Source organism: Arthrobacter roseus (assembly GCF_016907875.1).
Taxonomy (GTDB): domain Bacteria; phylum Actinomycetota; class Actinomycetes; order Actinomycetales; family Micrococcaceae; genus Arthrobacter_J; species Arthrobacter_J roseus.
Genome location: NZ_JAFBCU010000001.1, coordinates 1,256,681 through 1,276,326, shown reverse-complemented (window position 1 = coordinate 1,276,326; position 19,646 = coordinate 1,256,681). Strand labels below are relative to the sequence as shown.

Sequence of the window (19,646 nt, the reverse complement as noted above, 5' to 3'; positions counted from 1 at the left end):
GTTGTCTTTTGACCACAGAGCCCCTGACCTGCACAACAAACGGGAGGGTCGACGGCGAGGGCCACCCACGCACGTTGTAGCAACTCTACAAAAATTTAGCCGATGTCCCGCAGAACCGGCATAGATCATGGGCGGACACAACAAAAGCGCGCTAGGCTCCAAAGGACACAAAGGAGCACACGCACACCCATGAGCCATAGCAGCCCCGCTTCCATGACCAAGGTCCTGATCGCCAACCGCGGCGAGATTGCCGTCCGAGTTATCAGAGCCGCGCGCGATGAGGGGATCACCTCTGTCGCGGTCTATGCCGACCCGGATCGAGACGCGCTGCATGTTCGGCTCGCGGACGAAGCCTATGCGCTCGGCGGCGAGACTGCCGCGGACTCATACCTTGTCATGGACAAAATCTTGGACGTCGCTCTTCGTTGTGGAGCGGATGCGGTTCATCCCGGCTATGGGTTCCTCTCCGAGAACGCCGAGTTCGCGCAGAAAGTCGTCGATTCCGGCCTCACCTGGATTGGTCCGTCTGCATCGGCTATCAGTCAGCTCGGCGATAAGGTGCAGGCGCGCCACATTGCGGAAAAGGTTGGCGCCCCACTGGTACCGGGTACCGCCGATCCCGTGCAGTCCGCCGAGGAAGTTTTGGTCTTCGCGGACGAATTCGGTCTACCGGTGGCTATCAAGGCCGCTTTTGGTGGAGGAGGCCGCGGCATCAAGGTTGCCCGGAACCGCGAAGAAATCCCAGAACTGTACGAATCGGCTGTCCGTGAGGCCACGGCGGCATTTGGTCGCGGTGAGTGCTTCATTGAACGCTTCCTCGATGCGCCCCGTCACGTTGAAACTCAGTGCCTGGCGGACGCGCGCGGCAACGTAGTGGTGGTTTCCACCCGCGACTGCTCCCTGCAGCGCCGCAACCAGAAACTTGTGGAGGAGGCTCCGGCGCCATTCCTCAGCGATGACCAGAACCGGCGACTGTACGAAGCGTCCAAGGCGATCCTGCGTGAGGCCAAGTACCAAGGCGCGGGCACCTGTGAATTCCTGGTTGGTCAGGATGGTGTGATTTCGTTCCTCGAGGTCAACACACGGTTGCAGGTGGAACACCCTGTCTCTGAAGAAGTCACGGGGATCGATCTGGTCCGTGAGCAGTTCCGACTGGCCCGCGGTGAGGAGCTCGGCTATACCGATCCGGAGGTTCGCGGCCACGCTTTTGAGTTCCGTATCAATGGCGAAGATGCCGGCCGCAACTTCATGCCGGCTCCCGGCGTTGTCGAGACTCTCAAACTTCCTACCGGTCCCGGGGTACGCGTGGATTCGGGCGTTGAGGCAGGCGAGGTCATCGGCGGCAACTTCGACTCCATGCTGGCCAAGCTCATCATCACGGGGTCAACCCGCGAGCAAGCTCTTCAGCGGTCCCGGCGCGCACTGGCCGAAATGAAAATTGACGGCATGCCCACGGTTCTGCCCTTTCACCAAGCAGTCGTCTCCGATGTGGCGTTCGCCCCGGTCAGTGGGCCGTTCAGTATTCACACCCGCTGGATCGAGACGGAGTTTGAGAACACCATTGCCCCATTTGAGCCTGCCGCATCAGCAGACAGCTCAAACGGTGAGCGTCAGCGCATCACGGTAGAAGTGAGCGGCAAGCGCCTCGAAGTGGTGCTACCCGCCGGGTTGGGTGCTTCGCCGGCCAAGAACGGCCGGAAGCCCAAGAAGGGCCGTGGCCGGGCTGCAGCGGCTGCCGCGAACGGCGACGACCTGACCTCGCCCATGCAGGGAACCATTGTCAAAGTTGCCGTGTCCGACGGCGACACAGTTGCCGAGGGCGATCTGGTGGTGGTTCTGGAAGCCATGAAGATGGAGCAGCCGCTGACAGCACATAAGTCTGGCACTATCTCAGGGTTGATGGCAACCGCAGGGGCAACGGTGTCGGCTGGCGCTGTCATCGCCGCGATCCTTGACTAGCAGAGCCCTTGTGGGGACCGTCGAAACGTTGTCGTGACCCAGTACGTGGACACCTTAGAGGTGGACGTGAAGCCTTCGCGCCGCTTCGGAAATGGAGCCCGTCAATGACGGGTAGACCGTGAAAGTGTTCGCTAGATCGTCGACGTGCAGTTTATGCGTCACGGCAATGGCCACGGGAAAAATCAGTTCCGAAGCCCGAGGACCAACAACAACTCCTCCGATCACAGTTCCCGATCCCTTACGCGCAATGATCTTCACGAAACCATCACGCACACCCATCATTTTCGCGCGAGCATTGGTGTGAAGGCTCAACTTGATGATGTCGCCCTGAAACTTGCCTGATTCGACGTCGGCCTCGGAAACTCCCACGGACGCGATTTCCGGTGACGTGAAAATGTTGGATGCCACCTGGTTCAGCTTCAGCGGTTTCACGCTGTCGCCCAGAAGGTGGGCAATCGCGATTCGTCCCTGCATGGCAGCAACAGAAGCAAGGGCGAACACGCCGGTACAGTCACCGGCGGCGTAAACATTGGGCGCAGTGGTGCGGGAGACGCCGTCGACCTTGATGTGACCGGACTCGGTGAGGGCAACTCCAGCCTCCTCCAGTCCGATGTCTTGCGTGTTGGGAATGGCACCGACGGCGATCAGTGCATGTGAGCCGTCAACCGTTTTCCCATCGTCCAGCGTGACGCGGACGCCATCGGCCGTTCTTTCCACGCCTGCCGCCCGCGAACGAGAGAGCACAGTCATTCCGCTGTCGCGGAAAACCTTCTCCAGAACTTCGGCTGCATCCACGTCCTCCCCGGGTAGGACCCGCTCACGGCTGGACACCAGGGTTACCTTGGCGCCGAGTCCGTTGTAGGCGGAGGCGAACTCCGCCCCGGTAACGCCTGAGCCAATGACGATCAGATGCTCGGGGACCTCGGTGATGTTGTAGATCTGTGTCCAGTTAAAAATCCGCTCGCCGTCCGGAACTGCCGTGGGCAATTCCCGCGGATGAGAGCCGACCGCCAGCAGAACGGCGTCGGCCTCCACCGTTTCCGTCCCGGTCTCCGTCTCCACCTCAAGGCCGTAATTGTCGGTGAGCCGTCCGCGGCCAATGATGATCCGCACACCTGATCGTTCCAGAACCTGCGTGATATCCGCGGACTGTTCGCGTGCAAGGCCCAGCAGTCGTTGGTGGACCTGCCCCATATCAGCGAAGGCCGCATTCGGGTTGTCAAACTTCACTCCAAGGGTGTGTGCACTGGCCACCCCGTCCATGGTGTCCGCTGTCGCAATGAGCGTTTTGGATGGCACGACGTCGGTCAGGACAGCCGAACCACCGAGCCCCTTGTCCTCAACGATGGTGACCTCAGCCCCAAGGGCGGAGGCAACCATGGCAGCCTCATAGCCACCAGGTCCACCTCCCAGAATGGCGAGCTTGAGGGCATGGAAGTCAATTTGATTACTCACGTACTCAATTCTCGCCCATTGCGCCCAATGCATCAAAGAGGCGGGTACGGTATGCGAGTGACTATCGAACCTTTTGACCTTGCAGAGCAGGCCGCTTCAACGATCTCGGAGCTGACCGGCGTACCGTCGCACGACATCGCACTGGTGCTCGGCTCCGGCTGGGGTGGCGCCGCCGACCTCATTGGCGAAACCACGCACACGCTCAACGCCACGGACATCCCTGGATTCTCGGCGCCAGCCGTTGAGGGTCATGTAGGCACCATCCGCTCTATCCTTACCCCGCAGGGCAAGCGCGTTCTGGTGTTGGGGGCGAGAACCCATTTCTATGAGGGCCGCGGTGTGCGTTCGGTCGTCCATGGAGTGCGTACCGCTGCTGCCACCGGCGCCGGCATCATGGTGCTGACCAACGGTTGTGGCGGTTTGAACCCACTCTGGACACCGGGTACGCCGGTCCTCATCAGCGATCACATCAATCTGACGACGGCTTCGCCTCTGGAAGGTGCCACCTTCGTGGACCTGACGAATCTGTACTCGTCGCGCATCCGTGACATTGCGCGCACGGCGGACTCCTCGTTGGATGAGGGTGTGTACGCGCAGTTCACCGGTCCGCACTACGAAACTCCTGCCGAGGTGCGCTATGCGCGGACCATAGGCGCCGATCTCGTCGGTATGTCGACAGCGCTGGAGGCCATCGCAGCGCGCCATGCGGGCATGGAGGTCTTCGGCATGTCGCTGGTCACGAACCTGGCAGCCGGCATCAGCGACAGCCCCCTGAGCCACGCCGAAGTCATCGAGGCTGGACAGACTGCCGGAGACCGGATTTCACGGCTTCTCGCGGACATCTTGGGAAGGCTCTAACGGCTTTTGTCCTCATGTACGCGGTAGGTTTGAGGCATGTCTTCGAGCGCTAGCCACGACTCCGCGATTCTCGCTGCCGCCCAGCAGTGGGCTGAGGCCGATCCGGACCCGGCAACCCAACAGGAACTACTGGATCTTCTGGTCCAAGTCAGCGACGCCGGCCCTGCGAGCGCGGTCGCCCTGCTGGACATCGAGGACAGGTTCAGCGGGACCCTTGAGTTCGGTACGGCGGGCCTCAGGGCACCCTTGGGTGCGGGGCCCATGAGGATGAATCGTGTGGTGGTACGCCACACTGCCTCCGGTGTTGCCCGTTTTCTGACCGACGCTGTTCGCGAAGGTGGGCCGCCGCGGGCTGTGATTGGATTCGATGCCCGTCACAACTCGGATGTGTTTGCCCTGGACACGGCGGCCGTGTTTGCGGCTGCGGGCATTACCACTTTCCTCCTCCCTTCTGCCTTGCCGACGCCGGTGCTGGCCTATGCGGTGCGGGCACTGGACTGCGACGGCGGTGTCATGGTCACCGCCAGCCACAATCCGCCACAGGACAACGGGTACAAGGTCTACCTCGGCGGCCGTGCGGTGGAGGAGTCGGGGCGAGGATCTCAGATCGTTTCGCCCTACGACGCCCGAATAGCGGTTTGTATTCAGGATGCACGCGACGGCGGCAGCATTGAACTGGCCGACGACGGCTGGACAGTTCTCCCTGACGTCATCGTCACCGACTACGTGGCATCAGTGACCGCGCTCGCCCGTCCGGCCCTTTATCCCGAACGCGACCTGAAAATTGTGCTCACACCCCTGCACGGGGTGGGCGGTGCAACAGCCATACAGGTCTTGGAGTCAGCCGGGTTCGACGACGTCCTACTGGTGGCCGAGCAAGCTGACCCTGATCCGGACTTCCCTACCGTGGATTTCCCCAACCCGGAAGAACCAGGGGCCTTGGACCTGGCCCTGAAAGCCGCCGCGGATGTGGGCGCGGACATCGTCCTGGCCAATGACCCGGACGCCGACCGTGCAGCGGTGGCAGCCCTTGACACGGCCACCGCCACCTGGCGCATGCTGCGCGGCGATGAAGTAGGTGCCCTGCTGGGAGCGCATATGGTCGCCAGGCTCGGCAACGAACCCGGCTCAGCTGTGCCGGTGTTCGCGAACTCGATCGTCTCGTCCAGACTGTTGGCGTCGATCGCCGCGGAAGCTGGTTACGCGCATGTGGAAACCCTGACGGGCTTCAAATGGATCTCCCGTGTCCCGCACCTGTCCTATGGCTACGAGGAAGCACTCGGTTACTGTGTGGCACCGGACCTCGTCAAGGACAAGGATGGCATCTCCGCTGCACTGCTCATCGCGGAACTCGCCGCCCACACTCACGCCGCGGGGCGCACCCTGTTCGACCTGCTGGATGACCTGGCGCTCAGCCACGGTCTGCACCTGAGTGACCAGCTCTCCGTGCGCGTGGAGGATGTGGACCTGCTCGGCACCATGATGGATCGTCTGCGCAACGAACCGCCGTCGTCGTTCGCTGGATCACCGGTGGAAAACGTGGTGGACCTGGTCGCAGGAACTGCGCAGCTACCGCCGACCGACGGCATGCTGTACCTGACCCAGAACCGCACCCGCGTCATTGTCCGTCCCAGCGGCACCGAGCCAAAACTCAAGTGCTACCTCGAAGTCATCGAAAACACGGCCGACGGCGACGTCGGTGCGGCACGAAGCCGCGCCCGTAACACCATGGACACCGCGCTCGCGGACGTCCGCGCCGCCCTTGGGCTCACCAACCCCGCACAGTAGTACAGCCTCCACGAAAGGACCCCTGAACATGACGGCACAGCCGATCGCCTCCTACATCGACCACACGCTCCTGAAGCCCGAGGCAAGCCGTGAGGACATTCTCACGGTGTGCCGCGAGGCTGCGGAATACCGGTTCAAAGCTGTGTGCGTGAACCCCGTATGGGTCAGTACCGTCCGCAATGAGCTCAAGGGCAGCGGAGTGCTCACGTGTTCGGTCATCGGGTTCCCGTTGGGTGCCACGCCCACCGAGGTCAAAGTGTTCGAGGCCCGGGGAGCTGTTGCTGACGGCGCGGACGAGATCGACATGGTCATCAACATCGCGGCTGCACGCGCCGGGGATAGCGAGCGCCTGAGCGCGGACATTGCGGCCGTAGCGAAGGCAGTACACGAGAGTGGCGCGATCCTCAAAGTCATCATCGAAACATCACTGCTCAACGGCGAGGAAAAAGTACTCGCGTGCCAAGCGGCTGTCGCTGCAGGGGCCGATTTTGTGAAGACGTCCACCGGGTTCAACGGCGGCGGAGCCACCGTTGAGGACGTAGCCCTGATGCGTCAGACCGTGGGTCCGGACGTTGGGGTGAAGGCCTCCGGCGGCGTTCGTTCAGTAGAGGATGCCATGGCAATGATCGACGCCGGCGCCACACGTATCGGGGCCAGCTCCGGTATCGCTATTGTTAAGGGTGAACAAGGAACGTCAGCGTACTAGCTGGTCACGACACAAGGAGAATCATCATGCCCCGTCCCACTCACCCAACCCACTCCGGCGAAGGCTTCCTCGTGGGAAACCTCCTGGTTTTCATCCTCATGTTCGCGCTCTTCCTGGGTTCCCTCTGGGCTCTGAGTTTCGGGACCTTGACCAATGTATGGCCGTGGGCGCTCGCGCTGGTCCTGTTTGGCCTGGCGTTCTGGATTCCCCAGACCATCTTGGGGCGCTCGGACACTATGATGGGCCGCGATTCTTCCGGCGGCGGGCTAAACCGTATTTAGTCGATACTCACTCGCCGAAAACCGCATCAAGGACGCCTTGCGCCCAGTCAAGGACGGCAGCGTCCGTGAGGTCGCGCCCACCAACCCGGGCGGTTTTCGGTTTGGGTACCATCACCGCGTTGAGCGTGGCTTTGACCTGCGAACCCGGGTACATACGCTGTAGCCGCATGGCACGGGATTCGGGCAGGTCTGCGGCCGGGGCAAACTTGACGAAATTGCCTTGCAGGGCAACATCGGTGAGGCCTGCAGCGCGTGCGCGGACACGGAAACGGGCTACGTTGATCAGGTTCATGACGGTCTGAGGTGGCTCGCCGTAGCGGTCGTTGAGCTCCTCGACCACTTCATCAATGGCCGCATACGTTACCGCTGAGGCGAGTTTGCGATAAGCCTCCAGGCGCAGCCTCTCCCCCGGCACGTAGTCGTGCGGAAGATGAGCGTTGACCGGCAACTCGATCTTCATCTCCGCGACCTTTTCCTCGGTTTCGCCGCGGTAATCAGCCACTGCTTCCCCAACGAGCCTCAGGTAGAGGTCAAAGCCGACGCCGGCAATGTGCCCTGACTGTTCGCCACCGAGCATATTTCCGGCGCCACGAATCTCGAGGTCCTTCAACGCCAACTGCATCCCCGCACCAAGTTCGTTGTGTGAGGCCACAGCCTTGAGCCGCTCCAGAGCCACTTCGTTGAGCGGCTTGTCCACCGCATACAGGAAGTAGGCGTACGCACGTTCGCGGCCGCGACCCACGCGTCCGCGCAGCTGGTGAAGCTGGGACAGCCCAAAGTTATTGGCCCGGTCCACGATGAGGGTATTGGCGTTGGAGATGTCCAGGCCCGTTTCAATGATGGTGGTGCACACCAGAACATCGAAACGTTTTTCCCAGAAGTCCACGATGATCTGTTCGAGCCGTGCCTCGCTCATTTGTCCGTGGGCCACTTCAATCCGTGCCTCGGGGACAAGCTCTCGCAGGGTTGCTGCGGTCCTGTCGATGGAGGACACCCTGTTGTGGACAAAGAACACCTGCCCTTCGCGCATGAGTTCGCGGCGGACTGCGGCGGATACCTGTTTGTCGGTGTACGGGCCCACGTAAGTCAGGACCGGGTGTCGTTCTTCGGGCGGCGTCGCCAGAGTGGAGGTTTCGCGGATGCCCGTGAGCGACATTTCGAGTGTTCGTGGAATGGGGGTTGCGCTCATGGCCAGGACGTCGACGTTGGTGCGCATCTTCTTGAGCGCTTCCTTGTGTTCGACACCAAAACGTTGTTCCTCGTCGACGATCACCAGGCCCAGGTCCTTGAACTCCATCTCCTTGGACAGGAGGCGGTGCGTCCCGATGACGACGTCCACGCTTCCTTCTTTGAGACCCTGAACGGTCTCACGGACTTCTTTGGCATTCTGAAAGCGCGACAGTGCCCGAATGCGGACGGGGAATCCGGAGAACCGTTCTGAAAACGTTTCGTAGTGCTGTTGCGACAGGAGTGTGGTGGGCACCAGTACCGCCACCTGTTTGCCGTCCTGCACGGCTTTGAACGCGGCGCGAACACCAATCTCGGTCTTTCCGTACCCAACGTCTCCGGAGATCAGGCGGTCCATGGGGACTTCTCGTTCCATGTCTGCCTTGACCTCGTTGATAGTGGTCAACTGATCCGGCGTCTCCACATAGGGGAAAGCTTCTTCGAGCTCGCGCTGCCATGGTGTGTCTGGGCCAAAGGCGTGACCGCGGGAGGACATGCGCGCCGAGTAGAGGCGGATCAGCTCTCCGGCGATCTCTTTAACAGCCTTACGGGCCTGGTTCTTGGTTCTGGACCAGTCCGAGCCGCCCATCTTGGACAGGGCAGGCGCGTCCCCTCCCACGTAACGGGTGACCTGGTCGAGTTGATCGGTGGGCACAAAAAGCCGGTCCCCTGGTGCGCCGCGCTTGGAGGGCGCGTACTCAAGGACCAGGTATTCGCGCAGCACCTTTGCGGTACCGGCGCCGGTGGTCCGCTGGATCAGCTCCACGAACCGGCCCACACCATGCTGTTCGTGCACCACGGAATCGCCCTCGTGTAGCTGGAGGGGGTCGACGGCGTTTCGGCGGCGGGAGGGCATGCGCCGCATGTCGCGGGTAGAGCCGGCACTGGTTCGTCCCAGTAGATCTGCCTCGGTGAGTAAGCCCAGTTTCAGTCCGTCGAGGACAAATCCGCGGCCGGCAGTCGCCGTCGTGATTTCAATGATGCCCGGCTGCGGCGAGTCTTTCAGCTCGTCAACGCGCGCAGCGGGGATGTCTGAATCGTGGAAGAGTTCGGCCAGTCGCTGGGCTGGGCCGGGGCCCTCAGTGGCCACGACCACGCGCCACTGGTCCCGGATGCGGCTGCCGATGAATTCCATCATCTCCGCGACGTCGCCCTGATAACCGCGCGGTTCGCGCGCGTTCACGGTCAAGGAATCGATGTCCAACACCAGTTCGTCGTCCTGGGCGAAGGTGGTGATGGACCACCAGGAGACTCCGTGCGCCTGTGCAACAGTGCGGGTCTCTGCGATGGACCGGAAACTGGCCGTCTCCAGGTCCCCCTGAAGCGCCAGGTCCACCGGTGCTGCCGTTCCGTCCGACGCCGTTGACCATGCGGCGGCGAGGAATTCCTCGTTGGTGGTCTCCAGGTCATGGGCTCGGGCGCGGACCTTTTCCGGCTCGATCACCACGGCGATCGAGCCCTTCGGTAGCTCCTCCAGAAACGGAACCATCTGATCAACCAGAACCGGGGCCAACGATTCCATGCCTTCGACGGCGTTGCCTCCCGCGATCTTCTCGAGCATGTCTGCGGCCGCGGGCATCTGGTCTTTCAGCCGGGCGGCCCTGGACATGACCGAGGGCGTGATCAGGAGTTCGCGGCACGGCGGCGCGTAGAGTTCCTGCGGCGGGTTCTCATTGGCTGTGTCCAGCGAGCGCTGGTCTGCCACGGAGAACCAACGCATCTGCTCCACTTCGTCACCAAAGAACTCAATGCGCAACGCATGATCCTCGGTGGGCGGGAAGACATCAAGAATGCCTCCGCGGACCGCGAACTCGCCACGGTGCGTCACCATGTCCACGCGGGCATAGGCCGCTTCTGCCAGGGAACGCACGACGTCGGTGAACGGTACTTCCTGTCCCACCTTCAGCGATACCGGACTGAGATCACCGAGTCCAGAGACGATGGGTTGAACCACGGACCGGACCGGAGCAATGATGATGTCGATGGGGCTACTGCCGGGGTGGTTCAAGCGCCTGAGGACGGAAAGTCGTCGTCCAACGGTGTCTGACCTCGGGGACAAGCGCTCGTGCGGAAGCGTCTCCCAACTGGGGAATTCCTCGATGCCTGACAACGGCACATAGCTTCGCAATGCCGCGGCCAGATCTTCTGCCTCACGTCCCGTGGCGGTGACAGCCAGCACGACAGGCAGCGCGGCGCCGTCGTCGTGGGTGTGAGTTCTCAAGCCATCGATCATCTCGGCAAGGAGTGCCGCCCTCATGCCGGGTGGGGCCGATACCTGGAGATCGTCAGCGCGCGAATCTACTGGCCGAGAGGCGTAGGCGCGGACCCGCTGGTAGGACGGATCCTCGGCAAGGGCTGTGCGCAGTCCGTTGAGGCTCATGTACGCTCTCCTTGATTTCCTTGGCTTCTGGTCTCGCCCAACCGGGAATCGGGCACGACACAGCGCAATGCATTTACCCGAAGTTCTGGTGAACTCCGGGCCGCATGTCCAGCTTACCGGCAGATAGCGGGATGGTTACGACGACGTATTCGGTGGGCTCCCAACGCCTAGAATGTTCAGTGGCCCCCGCGCGCAGAGCGCCGCCGGGCCAACCCCAAGCCAGCCCCAAGCCAGTCCCTAGCCAGCCCCAGACCACCACCGGAGGATCCCCATGGCATTGAACGCCTCAACCACCCTGCCGTACAGCCCCGCCACCATTACCGGAGTCTTCACGGACGAAGCCTTCCTGAAGCACACCAGCGAGCATGTGGGCGGTGAGCTGCAGTCGTTGGAGGTCGAGGGCGCCACTGACGGTCCGTTCCGTCTGACCGTTGTGCGCACGCTTCCCACCGATCGGCTCCCGGACATCGCCAAGAAGTTCGTTGGCGCGACGCTGACCGTGACCCAGAAAGAAAACTGGTCCGCTCCCGCTGAGGACGGCTCCCGGCAGGCCACCGTTGAGCTTTCCGTTGGTGGCGTTCCAATCAACGTCAATGCCGTCCAGAAGCTGGTGGCCGACGGCGAAAGCACCCGCGTCGAGGTTGATGGCAAGGTCACGTCCTCCATTCCGTTCCTCGGTGGAAAAATTGCGGACGCCGCTGAACCTATGATTGGCAAAGCACTGAACATTCAGGCCGCTGAAGCCGAAAAGTGGCTCGAGTCCCGCTAGGGCATGCGTCCGTCCCATTAAGATTGCAGAGGTAACACCATGTCCATGCCAACCCCATTGGCCCTGATCCTCATTCTGAACGGGATCTGGACCATCATTGTGTGGCCGGCGTTCCTTCGCAGGATCCTCAAGGATCCGCGCGCACGCAACGAGAACGGCCAGCCAACTCGATTCATGACGATTCACCTGATGCTGATCAGCACGTCGATCATCCTCGGGGTGGCAACGGCCGTCATCGGCGTCCGTGCCCTCATGGGCTGAGCACGACCGGGCACGGCTTAAAAGCGGGTCCCATAGGGCCCGCTTTTCCCATGTGACACCGCTCACCGGTAAAGTGGGCAACCGGTACTGGGAAGACCGGGCATGCCGTGCCCCGGGCCGCGCCCCAGAAGCGTAAGGAGCCCTCAATGGCCAAGGAAGATCCGCCCGCTGGCACCGGAGCCGGTCCAGGCAACACCACTTTGTCCAGGGGCAGCTATGGTGAAACGCTGCGGATCAACGAGATCCTGCGCAAGGAAACCGTTGGCGGGATCTTACTGCTCATTGTTACGGTGCTCGCGCTTGCATGGGCCAATTCACCGGTAGCGGACAGCTATTTCGCCATCCGGGACTTCGAGTTTGGGTATGAACCGTGGCATTTGAAGCTCAGCGTGGGCGAGTGGGCTGCGGATGGACTCCTCGCGATCTTCTTCTTCCTCACAGGCCTTGAACTCAAGCGTGAATTCATCGCCGGGGACCTGCGCCGCATCAGCCGGGCCATTGTTCCCGTGGCCGCTGCCTTCGGCGGCGTCATGGTCCCGGCGATCTTCTACGTGATCGTCAACCTGACCTCACCGGAGACACTGCGCGGCTGGGCCATCCCCACGGCAACGGATATCGCCTTTGCGCTGGCCGTTCTTGCCGTCATCAGCTCGCATCTGCCAAGCGCCCTGCGGATCTTCCTGCTCACGCTGGCTGTCATGGACGATCTGATTGCCATCGCGATCATCGCGTTCTTCTATTCCGAGGACGTTGAGCTGGTCTACCTACTATGGATGCTGCTACCGTTGGCACTCTTTGCCTTCCTGGCTCAGAAAAATCCAAAATTCTTTGGAAAACGTATCTCCGCTGCCTGGTTCATCCTGCTGCCCATCGGCATGGTTGTCTGGGGACTTATGCACGCCTCCGGCGTTCACTCCACTGTTGCTGGGGTTTTACTCGGTTTCATGATTCCGGTATTGCGCCGGAAAGACGGTCGTGCAGTCACACCCAGGCCTAATAAGCCGGGTCTCGCGGAAGTCTTCGAGCACCGGTTCCGTCCCCTCTCAACCGGGATCGCTATTCCGCTGTTCGCATTCTTCTCCGCCGGTGTTGTCCTCGGCGGGGTTGAAGGCATGATCAAGGCGGCCACGGATCCGGTGACCATCGGTATTGTAGCGGGCCTGGTCCTGGGCAAGCCCATAGGCATCATGGCAACCACGTGGACGCTGACAAAAACCACGCGCGCCAATCTCGACCCCAACCTGAAGTGGGTGGATATTCTCGGTGTTGGCGTACTGGCTGGTGTCGGTTTCACCGTTTCATTGTTGGTCAACGACCTCAGCTTTGCGCAGGGAACAGAGCACAACAACCATGCCAAGCTGGGCATTCTCGCCGGATCATTGATCTCGGCCATTTTCGCCACCATCATCCTGCGGATACGTAACAGGCACTACCGACGTATTCAGGAAGAGGAAAAAGTGGACAGCGACGAGGACGGCATCCCCGATGTTTACGAGGGACGCTAGGACAACTTGGATGACCGCGACTCTATAATTCGAGGACCGCGGCGGTCCTGGATTCCGCAGGGGCTACTCGCCATGTATGGCGTTGCCCTCTTGCTGATCGCGTACTGGCCCAGTCCCGTGGACGCTGTTGGCGCACAGACCATAGACACTGCTCTCCTTTGGTTACACGACAATGGAGGGCTGGCTTGGATCAATTACGCGCTCATCGAGTCACTGTCGAACGTTGCTCTCTTCCTCCCGTTCGGGCTACTCGTGGCAGCCTCGCTCCCGCTGCAATGGAAGTGGCTCGCTGTGCCAGCCGGCATCGCGATCTCGATCCTGTTCGAGGTGGGGCAGGGCCTTTTCCTCCCAGACAGGGTCTCGACCAGTCAGGATGTGTTGGCAAACGGCTTTGGCGCGGCGCTTGGAGTTGTCATTGTTTACGCCTGGCTGCAGCGGAAGAGGACAACGCAGCCACGACCCTACTAGTTCGCTGCCAGAAGTGCCTCTTCGAGGGCAACCCAGGCCAGCATGGCGCATTTTACGCGTGCAGGAAACCGGGACACTCCTGTCAGTGCAGCCGCGTCTCCGAGCAGTTCTTCATCTGCTTCACCCTTGCCACGGGATCGCATGAGGTCCCGGAAAGCGTCGACGCGAACAATAAGATCATCGCGGGTCAGCCCTGGCCCCAAGTCCGCGAGGATCGAGGCGGATGCCTGCGAAATAGCGCAGCCGTCGCCCTCCCACGTGAGGGAGGTGATGGTCCCGTGGTCCAAACAGGTGCGCAACGTGATTTCATCGCCACATACAGGATTCAGCTGGTGGGATTCCCCGTGGCGGTGCCCGGGCTCAGGATCAATCAGCCCCCTGCCGTGACGTTCCTTCGCGTGATCGAGGATGATCTGCTGATAAAGCTGGTCGAGTTGTGCCATACGTCTTAGTTAACTCCAAAATAGGGTCGAACGGCTGCAACGCCTGCCAGAAAAGCGTCGACGTCGTCGCTCGTGTTGTAAAGGTACGTGCTGGCGCGCGTAGTGGCGCTCAGCCCAAGCCGCCGGTGCAGAGGTTGCGCGCAGTGGTGTCCAACACGTACAGCAATCCCTTCCGCGTCCAGGAACTGGCCGACGTCGTGGGCATGAACGCCGGCGACGTCGAAAGCTGCCAGACCTATTCGGTCCACGCCCGGAGCCGGTCCGAGAACGCGGATGCCCGGAAGCTGTTCCAGCCCCGCAACAAGCCTCTCCCCCAGCTTCGCTTCCCAATCGGCAACGCGCTCCATGCCCGTCTCGCTGAGATAGTTGGCGGCAGCAGCAAGCGCCACGGCCTGAGAGATCCGTTGCGTACCGGCTTCGAAACGCTGTGGTGCGGGCAGGTACTCAGAGCGCTCCATGGTGACAGTGGTGATCATGGATCCGCCAGTGAGGAACGGCGGCATGGCATCAAGGAGTTCCTGCCTGCCAAAAAGTGCCCCAATCCCGGTGGGACCAAGCATTTTGTGGCCGGAGAACGCCAAGAAATCGACGTCGAGCTCCTTCACGTTCACCGGAAAATGCGGCACGGACTGACAGGCGTCCAGAACGACGACGGCGCCCTTACGGTGAGCCAGTTCGGTCAACTCCTGAACCGGGTTGATGGTACCGAGCACGTTGGACGCGTGCGTGAACGCGACGACTCTTGTGTTGGCGTCAATCGTTTCTTCAGCTGCGGAGAGATCCAGACGGCCGTCATCCGTGACTGGCAGGTAGCGCAGCTGCGCGCCCGTGCGGAACGCCAATTCCTGCCAGGGAACCAGGTTGGCATGGTGCTCCATCTCGGTGACAACAATGTTCTCACCCGGGCCAATGACGAAACGTCTCGCTGCATCTCCCCCACGGCCCAGGGAGGCATTGGAAAACGCATAGGCGACCAGGTTGATAGCTTCCGTGGCGTTGGACGTCCAGACGAGTTCGTTGCTGGCGCACCCGATGAACGCGGCCACGGTCTCGCGGGCATCTTCGAAGGCGTCGGTTGCCTCCACGGCAAGGAGGTGCGCGCCCCGATGCACCGCTGCGTTGCGCTGTTCGTAGAACTCCTGCTCAGCTTCGAGCACGCTGATCGGTTTCTGCGATGTTGCGCCGGAATCCAGATAAATGAGCGGACGGTCATTGACCGATCTGTCAAGAATCGGGAAATCATTACGGATTCGCAGCACCTCGTCATTGCCGAGGGCAGGCACAGCCCGCTGGAGGTTAACAGGAGTTCCGATCACGGACACAAGGCGCTCCTAGCGCGTCAGGGACACAATTCGTCGTCGCCCGCGTGAAGTGAGCGACACTCAATTGTTTCACGCCCGCCAAAAGCCTTCGCTTCGTGCTCCGTGGGCCGCGGAGCCTGACCACATTTGAAGGACAGCATCGGCATCATGCCTTGTCAGCCGGGTGACACGCCGTCGACCCCTCCCATAGTGGGACGGGATCCGTGACGCGACGGCACGATGAGCCCGGCAGGCTGCCAGCTAGAGATCCGAAGTCTGCAGGATGAGCCGGCCCAACTGCGGCTTTGGCGCATCGGCCAGCAAGCCCAGCAGGTAATCGCCGTACCCGCTTTTCGCGTAGGCTGCGGCAGCGGTTTGTAGACCGTCGTCGTCCAGAAAACCCTGACGCCACGCGGTTTCCTCTGGGCAGCCGATGGAGAGCCCTTGTCGTTTCTGCACCGTGCGAATGAAGTCCGAGGCATCCAACAAGCTGTCGAAGGTACCGGTATCCAGCCATGCTGTGCCGCGGGGAAGGATTTCCACATGCAGCTTGCCTGCGTTCAGATATGCCATGTTCACATCAGTGATTTCGAGTTCGCCACGTGGCGAGGGTCGCAGATTGTGGGCAATCTCCACGACGTCGTTGTCATAAAAATAGAGCCCCGGAACCGCGAAATTGCTCTTGGGCCGGACAGGTTTTTCTTCCAGGGAAACGGCCATACCGAGCTCATCGAATTCAATCACGCCGTAGGCGGAAGGATCAGCTACCTGATAGCCAAACACCGCGGCTCCGTTGATCCCGCCGAACCGGCTCAGCTGCGTGCCCATGCCTGGACCATAAAAAATGTTGTCCCCCAGGACCAACGCCACCGGACCAGAACCAATGTGGTCGGCGCCCAGAACGAATGCTTGGGCAAGTCCCTCCGGCGCCGGCTGCTGCACATAGGTCAACGAGATTCCGAACCGTGAACCGTCGCCCAGAAGTCGTTCAAACTGATCGGCATCCTGGGGGGTGGTGATCACCAGGATGTCGTGGATGCCCGCGAGGATCAGCGTGGACAAGGGATAATAGATCATCGGTTTGTCGTAGACAGGGACAAGCTGCTTGCTGACGCCGTGGGTAATGGGGTGGAGCCGGGAGCCGGTCCCGCCGGCCAGGATGATGCCCTTCATGAGTCTTTCTCCTCTTCCTCTGGTGACGCGTCTTTCGGGACAAGTACCTGGGCGATGTGTGGAGCCAGGAACGTTGAATAGTCGATGGTCAGGTGGCTGGTATCCGTCCGGACAGGGATGCTTTTCACAAATCCAGGGCACTCTCCCGACGGGCTACAGAACCAGTTCAGGGTGTCTACGTACTCTGCACCAGCCTCAACGGCCGCGGCCCTCGAGGCCTCGTGGAACAGTTGCCAGCGCGGTGACACCCCACGCGTACAGTCCGACGGCGATCCAAAGTTGGTGACGCATTCCTGCAGGTTCTTGCCCTCCGGCGGCGGGGCAAGGACGACGACGCGGCTGCCGCTTGCTTCGATCTCGGCGATTGTGGCGCTCAAACCCGCTCCCACGGCCTTGGCCCCGGCTTCCCCTCCGTCACCCGACGCCAGTCGGTCGAGTGTGTTATCGGCATCGGCGAGGACCACGAGTTCCGGCTTCATGTCGTTGATGGTTTTCAGTGCCCATTGCCGATGGTCTCCGCATCCGGGGAAGGCAGTACCGCCATCTTTGGTCACGGTCACGTTTGCCGCTGGACACTGTCCCCGTGTGAGCGCCTGAACTCGATATCCCGCGGGTTCCAGTGCGGCTCGGATACCTGGCATCCAGGCGATGGCGAAGGAGTCGCCAAGGACAGCCGCTGTCTTTTTGGCATCCTTCGGCCCCGTGATGCATTGCGCAGCAGTCTCTGCGCTGACGTCTGCACAACCGGTCTCGTTGACTTTCCCAATCCATGATTCGGTGCCCAGCTCATCCACCGAGGGACTCAGGTCAGGAAAGTCTTGGGCTGCAAGGGCCGTTTTGATGGCAGCGCCGAGGGAATCTGCATCGGCAGTCCCCTGAACGTCCGGCTCACCTGCAGAGGCCACGACTCCCGCTACGGTCTTTGCCGTTGGTAAATTCCCACTGGGGTTGATCGCCAGTGCGGTCACCACCACCAGAGTCAACCCGCCATGGACCGCTATGCCCACATAGCCGAGCCGACGCAATGGCCTACGGTTTCGACTCATCCAAGATCCTTGGGCTGGCAGCGACTTCTCGAGCCAATGAGACCGTCTGATCGGATCCTCGACCCAATGGAAAGACGCCACCGATAGTCCTGTCATCACGGTCAGCGCCACCATCGCGTACAACGTTCCACGCTCCGGGAAGAACGCGGGTAAAAGGTAGAAAAACTGATTCGCCCGGTGGCTCGAAACTCGCGCAAGAGCAGTCCGGTAATGAGGAACCCGCTGATGACGAAGAATACGTCCACGCCCACAAAGCCGCCGGTCGGCCAGGCAAACAGGTGCGTCAGGACGACGGCGATGACCGCGACAGCCCTCAACCCCTGCACATCCCGACGTTGATGGGTCCTGCTCTGGGTAGGGACGGAGGTCATGATCCTGCGCTCCGGGTACTTCTCAAGGTTGCCGGTAGCGCCTCGTCCGGTTTTCTCAGCACCGCGCGGGCTATCCGGCGCCGGTAGACGGCCGGATCGTGCCGTACGGCAGCCGTTTCGGCGTCGGTGACGGCGAGCGCGCTGTACCGGGACCATTGCTCGCTCACTTCCTGGACGGCGTCGGCCAGTCCGTGGACGTCCGACGGCGGCACGAACCGTGTACAACCGTAGGGACCCGCGGCCTCCCGCAGGCCAGAGGTGTTGCTCACAATGACTGGCCGTGCTGCGAGAATTCCCTCGACGGCTGTGTTGCCAAACGGTTCGTCAAAGCGTGAAGGGATAAGAACGATGTCCGAGGTTGCCAGGAACGGCCACACTGGAGACTGAAATCCGTGGAACGTAACGTTGCGCTCAAGCCCGTGGTCCAGGACGGCCTGCTTCAGCCCCATTTCGAACTCTTCATTGCCGGGGTAAACGGCTCCGACGATGTCCAGTTGAGCACTGACTCCGCGCTGTTTGAGTTCGGCGAGCGCCTCGATGGCTACAGCCACGCCCTTGCGGTGGGAGAGCCTGCCCACGTACAGCAGCCGGATGCCGTCGCGCACAGTGTCGCGCGGGGGTGTATGGATAGCTGGCCCGGGTATGCCGTTGTAAATGAGGGTGTCCCTGCCGTGAAGTTTTTTCCAGCTACCCACGAGAGTTCGCGAACTGTAGCGGCTGTTGATAAGGATTCGGTGGGCGGCGAAGAGCGGCAGGTTAAGCGCCCTGCGGAGGATGCGTGGAGATTGGGCTTCGGATTCGTGGACATGGATGACCACGCGGCGTCCGGTCAGACGGGCCAGGACAGGCCAGAGGGGGATGGTTACGGTGTTGACGTAGACGGCGTCGGGTTGCAGGGCAGCGAGTAGTCGCAGGGATTTCACCGCGGCCGTCGCGCTCTGGCCGATGAGACCGATGAGGCCTGAGGGCGTCAGGTGACTTTTGCGCAGCACAGGGCTGGGGCAGATGCGGACCTGGGCTCCGCGGGCTTCGAGTTCGGCGGTGAGGGGTCCTGTTCCGGGCATGGTCACGACCACATGTGCGCCCGTTCCAACAAGGCCTTCAACGCTTTCGAGCAGCATCCGGTCGGAACCGTAGAGGTCTGCTGAGGGGTGGGCAACGAGGATGGTGTGGATGCTCATCGCTGGGCCCCTGCCACAGCATCTACTGAGGGCTGGCGGACGGATATCATGCTGAGTGCTTGGCGGAGCGCCGTGCTCGAGGTGTGAATGGTGTACGGGAAGTAGATGACTTCGACGCCGACAGCGCTGAAGCGTTCCTCCAGAGCCAGTCCTTTGGGGGTTCCGCGCCAGTCATCACCCTTGAAGAACAGGTTGAATTGGAGCTGTTCCCACATCTGGAGCTTGTCGGGCACGTCTTCGGCGACGGCTTGGTCCACACAGTTGATGCTGCGGACTATTTCAAGGCGTTCGGCGAGCGGAATCATGGGCCTGGTGCCCTTGGTCTGGGCGCATAGTTCGTCAGAGACTACCCCTGCAATGAGATAATCACAGCGGCTTTTGGCCTGTCGCAGGACGTTCAGGTGGCCAATGTGGAACAGGTCAAATGCGCCTGCGGCGTAACCTACACGATGCGCGGACATTGAATTTCCTCCG

The 19,646-nt window shown here is 61.5% G+C and carries 18 protein-coding genes; 9 read left to right on the top strand and 9 right to left on the bottom strand.

Annotated elements, in window-relative coordinates; genetic code table 11:
* The first annotated feature begins 189 nt into the window (after nucleotides 1–189).
* Nucleotides 190–1,959 (top strand): acetyl/propionyl/methylcrotonyl-CoA carboxylase subunit alpha, encoded by a 1,770-nt coding sequence (locus tag JOE65_RS06380; RefSeq protein ID WP_205162431.1) that lies wholly within the window; start codon nucleotides 190–192, stop codon nucleotides 1,957–1,959.
* Between the two features lie 54 nt (nucleotides 1,960–2,013).
* Here JOE65_RS06380 and JOE65_RS06375 read toward each other — a convergent pair whose 3' ends face one another.
* Complete coding sequence (locus JOE65_RS06375) at nucleotides 2,014–3,414, bottom strand: NAD(P)H-quinone dehydrogenase (RefSeq protein ID WP_205162430.1); 1,401 nt, start codon at nucleotides 3,412–3,414, stop codon at nucleotides 2,014–2,016.
* A gap of 57 nt (nucleotides 3,415–3,471) precedes the next feature.
* Here JOE65_RS06375 and JOE65_RS06370 point away from each other — a divergent pair, with 57 nt between their 5' ends.
* Genes JOE65_RS06370 through JOE65_RS06355 form a run of 4 tightly spaced genes read left to right on the top strand, consistent with a single transcriptional unit; the run spans nucleotide 3,472 to nucleotide 7,047 of the window.
* A complete protein-coding gene (locus JOE65_RS06370) occupies nucleotides 3,472–4,272 on the top strand; it encodes a purine-nucleoside phosphorylase (protein WP_338021562.1) in 801 nt (266 codons plus the stop codon).
* Between the two features lie 36 nt (nucleotides 4,273–4,308).
* Complete coding sequence (locus JOE65_RS06365; protein ID WP_205162428.1) at nucleotides 4,309–6,060, top strand: phospho-sugar mutase; 1,752 nt, start codon at nucleotides 4,309–4,311, stop codon at nucleotides 6,058–6,060.
* Between the two features lie 28 nt (nucleotides 6,061–6,088).
* Nucleotides 6,089–6,766, top strand: coding sequence for a deoxyribose-phosphate aldolase (gene deoC, locus JOE65_RS06360; RefSeq protein ID WP_205162427.1), 678 nt, complete (start codon nucleotides 6,089–6,091; stop codon nucleotides 6,764–6,766).
* Nucleotides 6,767–6,792: 26 nt separating this feature from the next.
* A complete protein-coding gene (locus JOE65_RS06355; RefSeq protein ID WP_205162426.1) occupies nucleotides 6,793–7,047 on the top strand; it encodes a hypothetical protein in 255 nt (84 codons plus the stop codon).
* Nucleotides 7,048–7,054: 7 nt separating this feature from the next.
* Here JOE65_RS06355 and mfd read toward each other — a convergent pair whose 3' ends face one another.
* Complete coding sequence (mfd, locus tag JOE65_RS06350; RefSeq protein WP_205162425.1) at nucleotides 7,055–10,654, bottom strand: transcription-repair coupling factor; 3,600 nt, start codon at nucleotides 10,652–10,654, stop codon at nucleotides 7,055–7,057.
* A gap of 271 nt (nucleotides 10,655–10,925) precedes the next feature.
* Between mfd and JOE65_RS06345 the strand changes: the two genes are divergently transcribed.
* The 4 genes from JOE65_RS06345 to JOE65_RS06330 all read left to right on the top strand — a co-directional run bounded on the left by JOE65_RS06345 (nucleotide 10,926) and on the right by JOE65_RS06330 (nucleotide 13,657).
* Nucleotides 10,926–11,423, top strand: coding sequence for a DUF2505 domain-containing protein (locus tag JOE65_RS06345; RefSeq protein ID WP_205162424.1), 498 nt, complete (start codon nucleotides 10,926–10,928; stop codon nucleotides 11,421–11,423).
* A gap of 39 nt (nucleotides 11,424–11,462) precedes the next feature.
* Complete coding sequence (locus JOE65_RS06340; RefSeq protein WP_205162423.1) at nucleotides 11,463–11,684, top strand: SCO4848 family membrane protein; 222 nt, start codon at nucleotides 11,463–11,465, stop codon at nucleotides 11,682–11,684.
* 146 nt (nucleotides 11,685–11,830) lie between these two features.
* Nucleotides 11,831–13,189: a Na+/H+ antiporter NhaA gene (nhaA, locus tag JOE65_RS06335; RefSeq protein WP_205162422.1), complete on the top strand. Its 1,359-nt coding sequence runs from the start codon at nucleotides 11,831–11,833 to the stop codon at nucleotides 13,187–13,189.
* 6 nt (nucleotides 13,190–13,195) lie between these two features.
* Entirely contained in the window at nucleotides 13,196–13,657 is a 462-nt protein-coding gene (locus tag JOE65_RS06330; RefSeq protein ID WP_205162421.1) for a VanZ family protein, read from the top strand.
* Here JOE65_RS06330 and sufU read toward each other — a convergent pair.
* The 7 genes from sufU to JOE65_RS06295 all read right to left on the bottom strand — a co-directional run bounded on the left by sufU (nucleotide 13,654) and on the right by JOE65_RS06295 (nucleotide 19,633).
* The gene (gene sufU / locus JOE65_RS06325) at nucleotides 13,654–14,100 is read right to left on the bottom strand and encodes a Fe-S cluster assembly sulfur transfer protein SufU (protein WP_205162420.1); all 447 of its coding nucleotides are present in this window, start codon (nucleotides 14,098–14,100) and stop codon (nucleotides 13,654–13,656) included. The genes JOE65_RS06330 and sufU overlap by 4 nt on opposite strands.
* Nucleotides 14,101–14,105: 5 nt before the next feature.
* Complete coding sequence (locus JOE65_RS06320; RefSeq protein WP_205162419.1) at nucleotides 14,106–15,422, bottom strand: SufS family cysteine desulfurase; 1,317 nt, start codon at nucleotides 15,420–15,422, stop codon at nucleotides 14,106–14,108.
* A gap of 240 nt (nucleotides 15,423–15,662) precedes the next feature.
* Nucleotides 15,663–16,574, bottom strand: coding sequence for a glucose-1-phosphate thymidylyltransferase RfbA (gene rfbA, locus JOE65_RS06315; RefSeq protein WP_205162418.1), 912 nt, complete (start codon nucleotides 16,572–16,574; stop codon nucleotides 15,663–15,665).
* Nucleotides 16,571–17,620, bottom strand: a complete 1,050-nt coding sequence (locus tag JOE65_RS06310) for an SGNH hydrolase domain-containing protein (RefSeq protein WP_205162417.1) — start codon at nucleotides 17,618–17,620, stop codon at nucleotides 16,571–16,573. The genes rfbA and JOE65_RS06310 overlap by 4 nt, the downstream gene beginning before the upstream one ends.
* Nucleotides 17,621–17,721: 101 nt before the next feature.
* Nucleotides 17,722–17,991 (bottom strand): acyltransferase family protein, encoded by a 270-nt coding sequence (locus JOE65_RS06305; protein ID WP_205162416.1) that lies wholly within the window; start codon nucleotides 17,989–17,991, stop codon nucleotides 17,722–17,724.
* Nucleotides 17,988–19,172 (bottom strand): glycosyltransferase family 4 protein, encoded by a 1,185-nt coding sequence (locus JOE65_RS06300; RefSeq protein WP_205162415.1) that lies wholly within the window; start codon nucleotides 19,170–19,172, stop codon nucleotides 17,988–17,990. Before JOE65_RS06300 ends, JOE65_RS06305 begins: the two co-directional genes overlap by 4 nt.
* A complete protein-coding gene (locus JOE65_RS06295) occupies nucleotides 19,169–19,633 on the bottom strand; it encodes an FAD synthase family protein (RefSeq protein ID WP_205162414.1) in 465 nt (154 codons plus the stop codon). Before JOE65_RS06295 ends, JOE65_RS06300 begins: the two co-directional genes overlap by 4 nt.
* Nucleotides 19,634–19,646 lie beyond the last annotated feature (13 nt).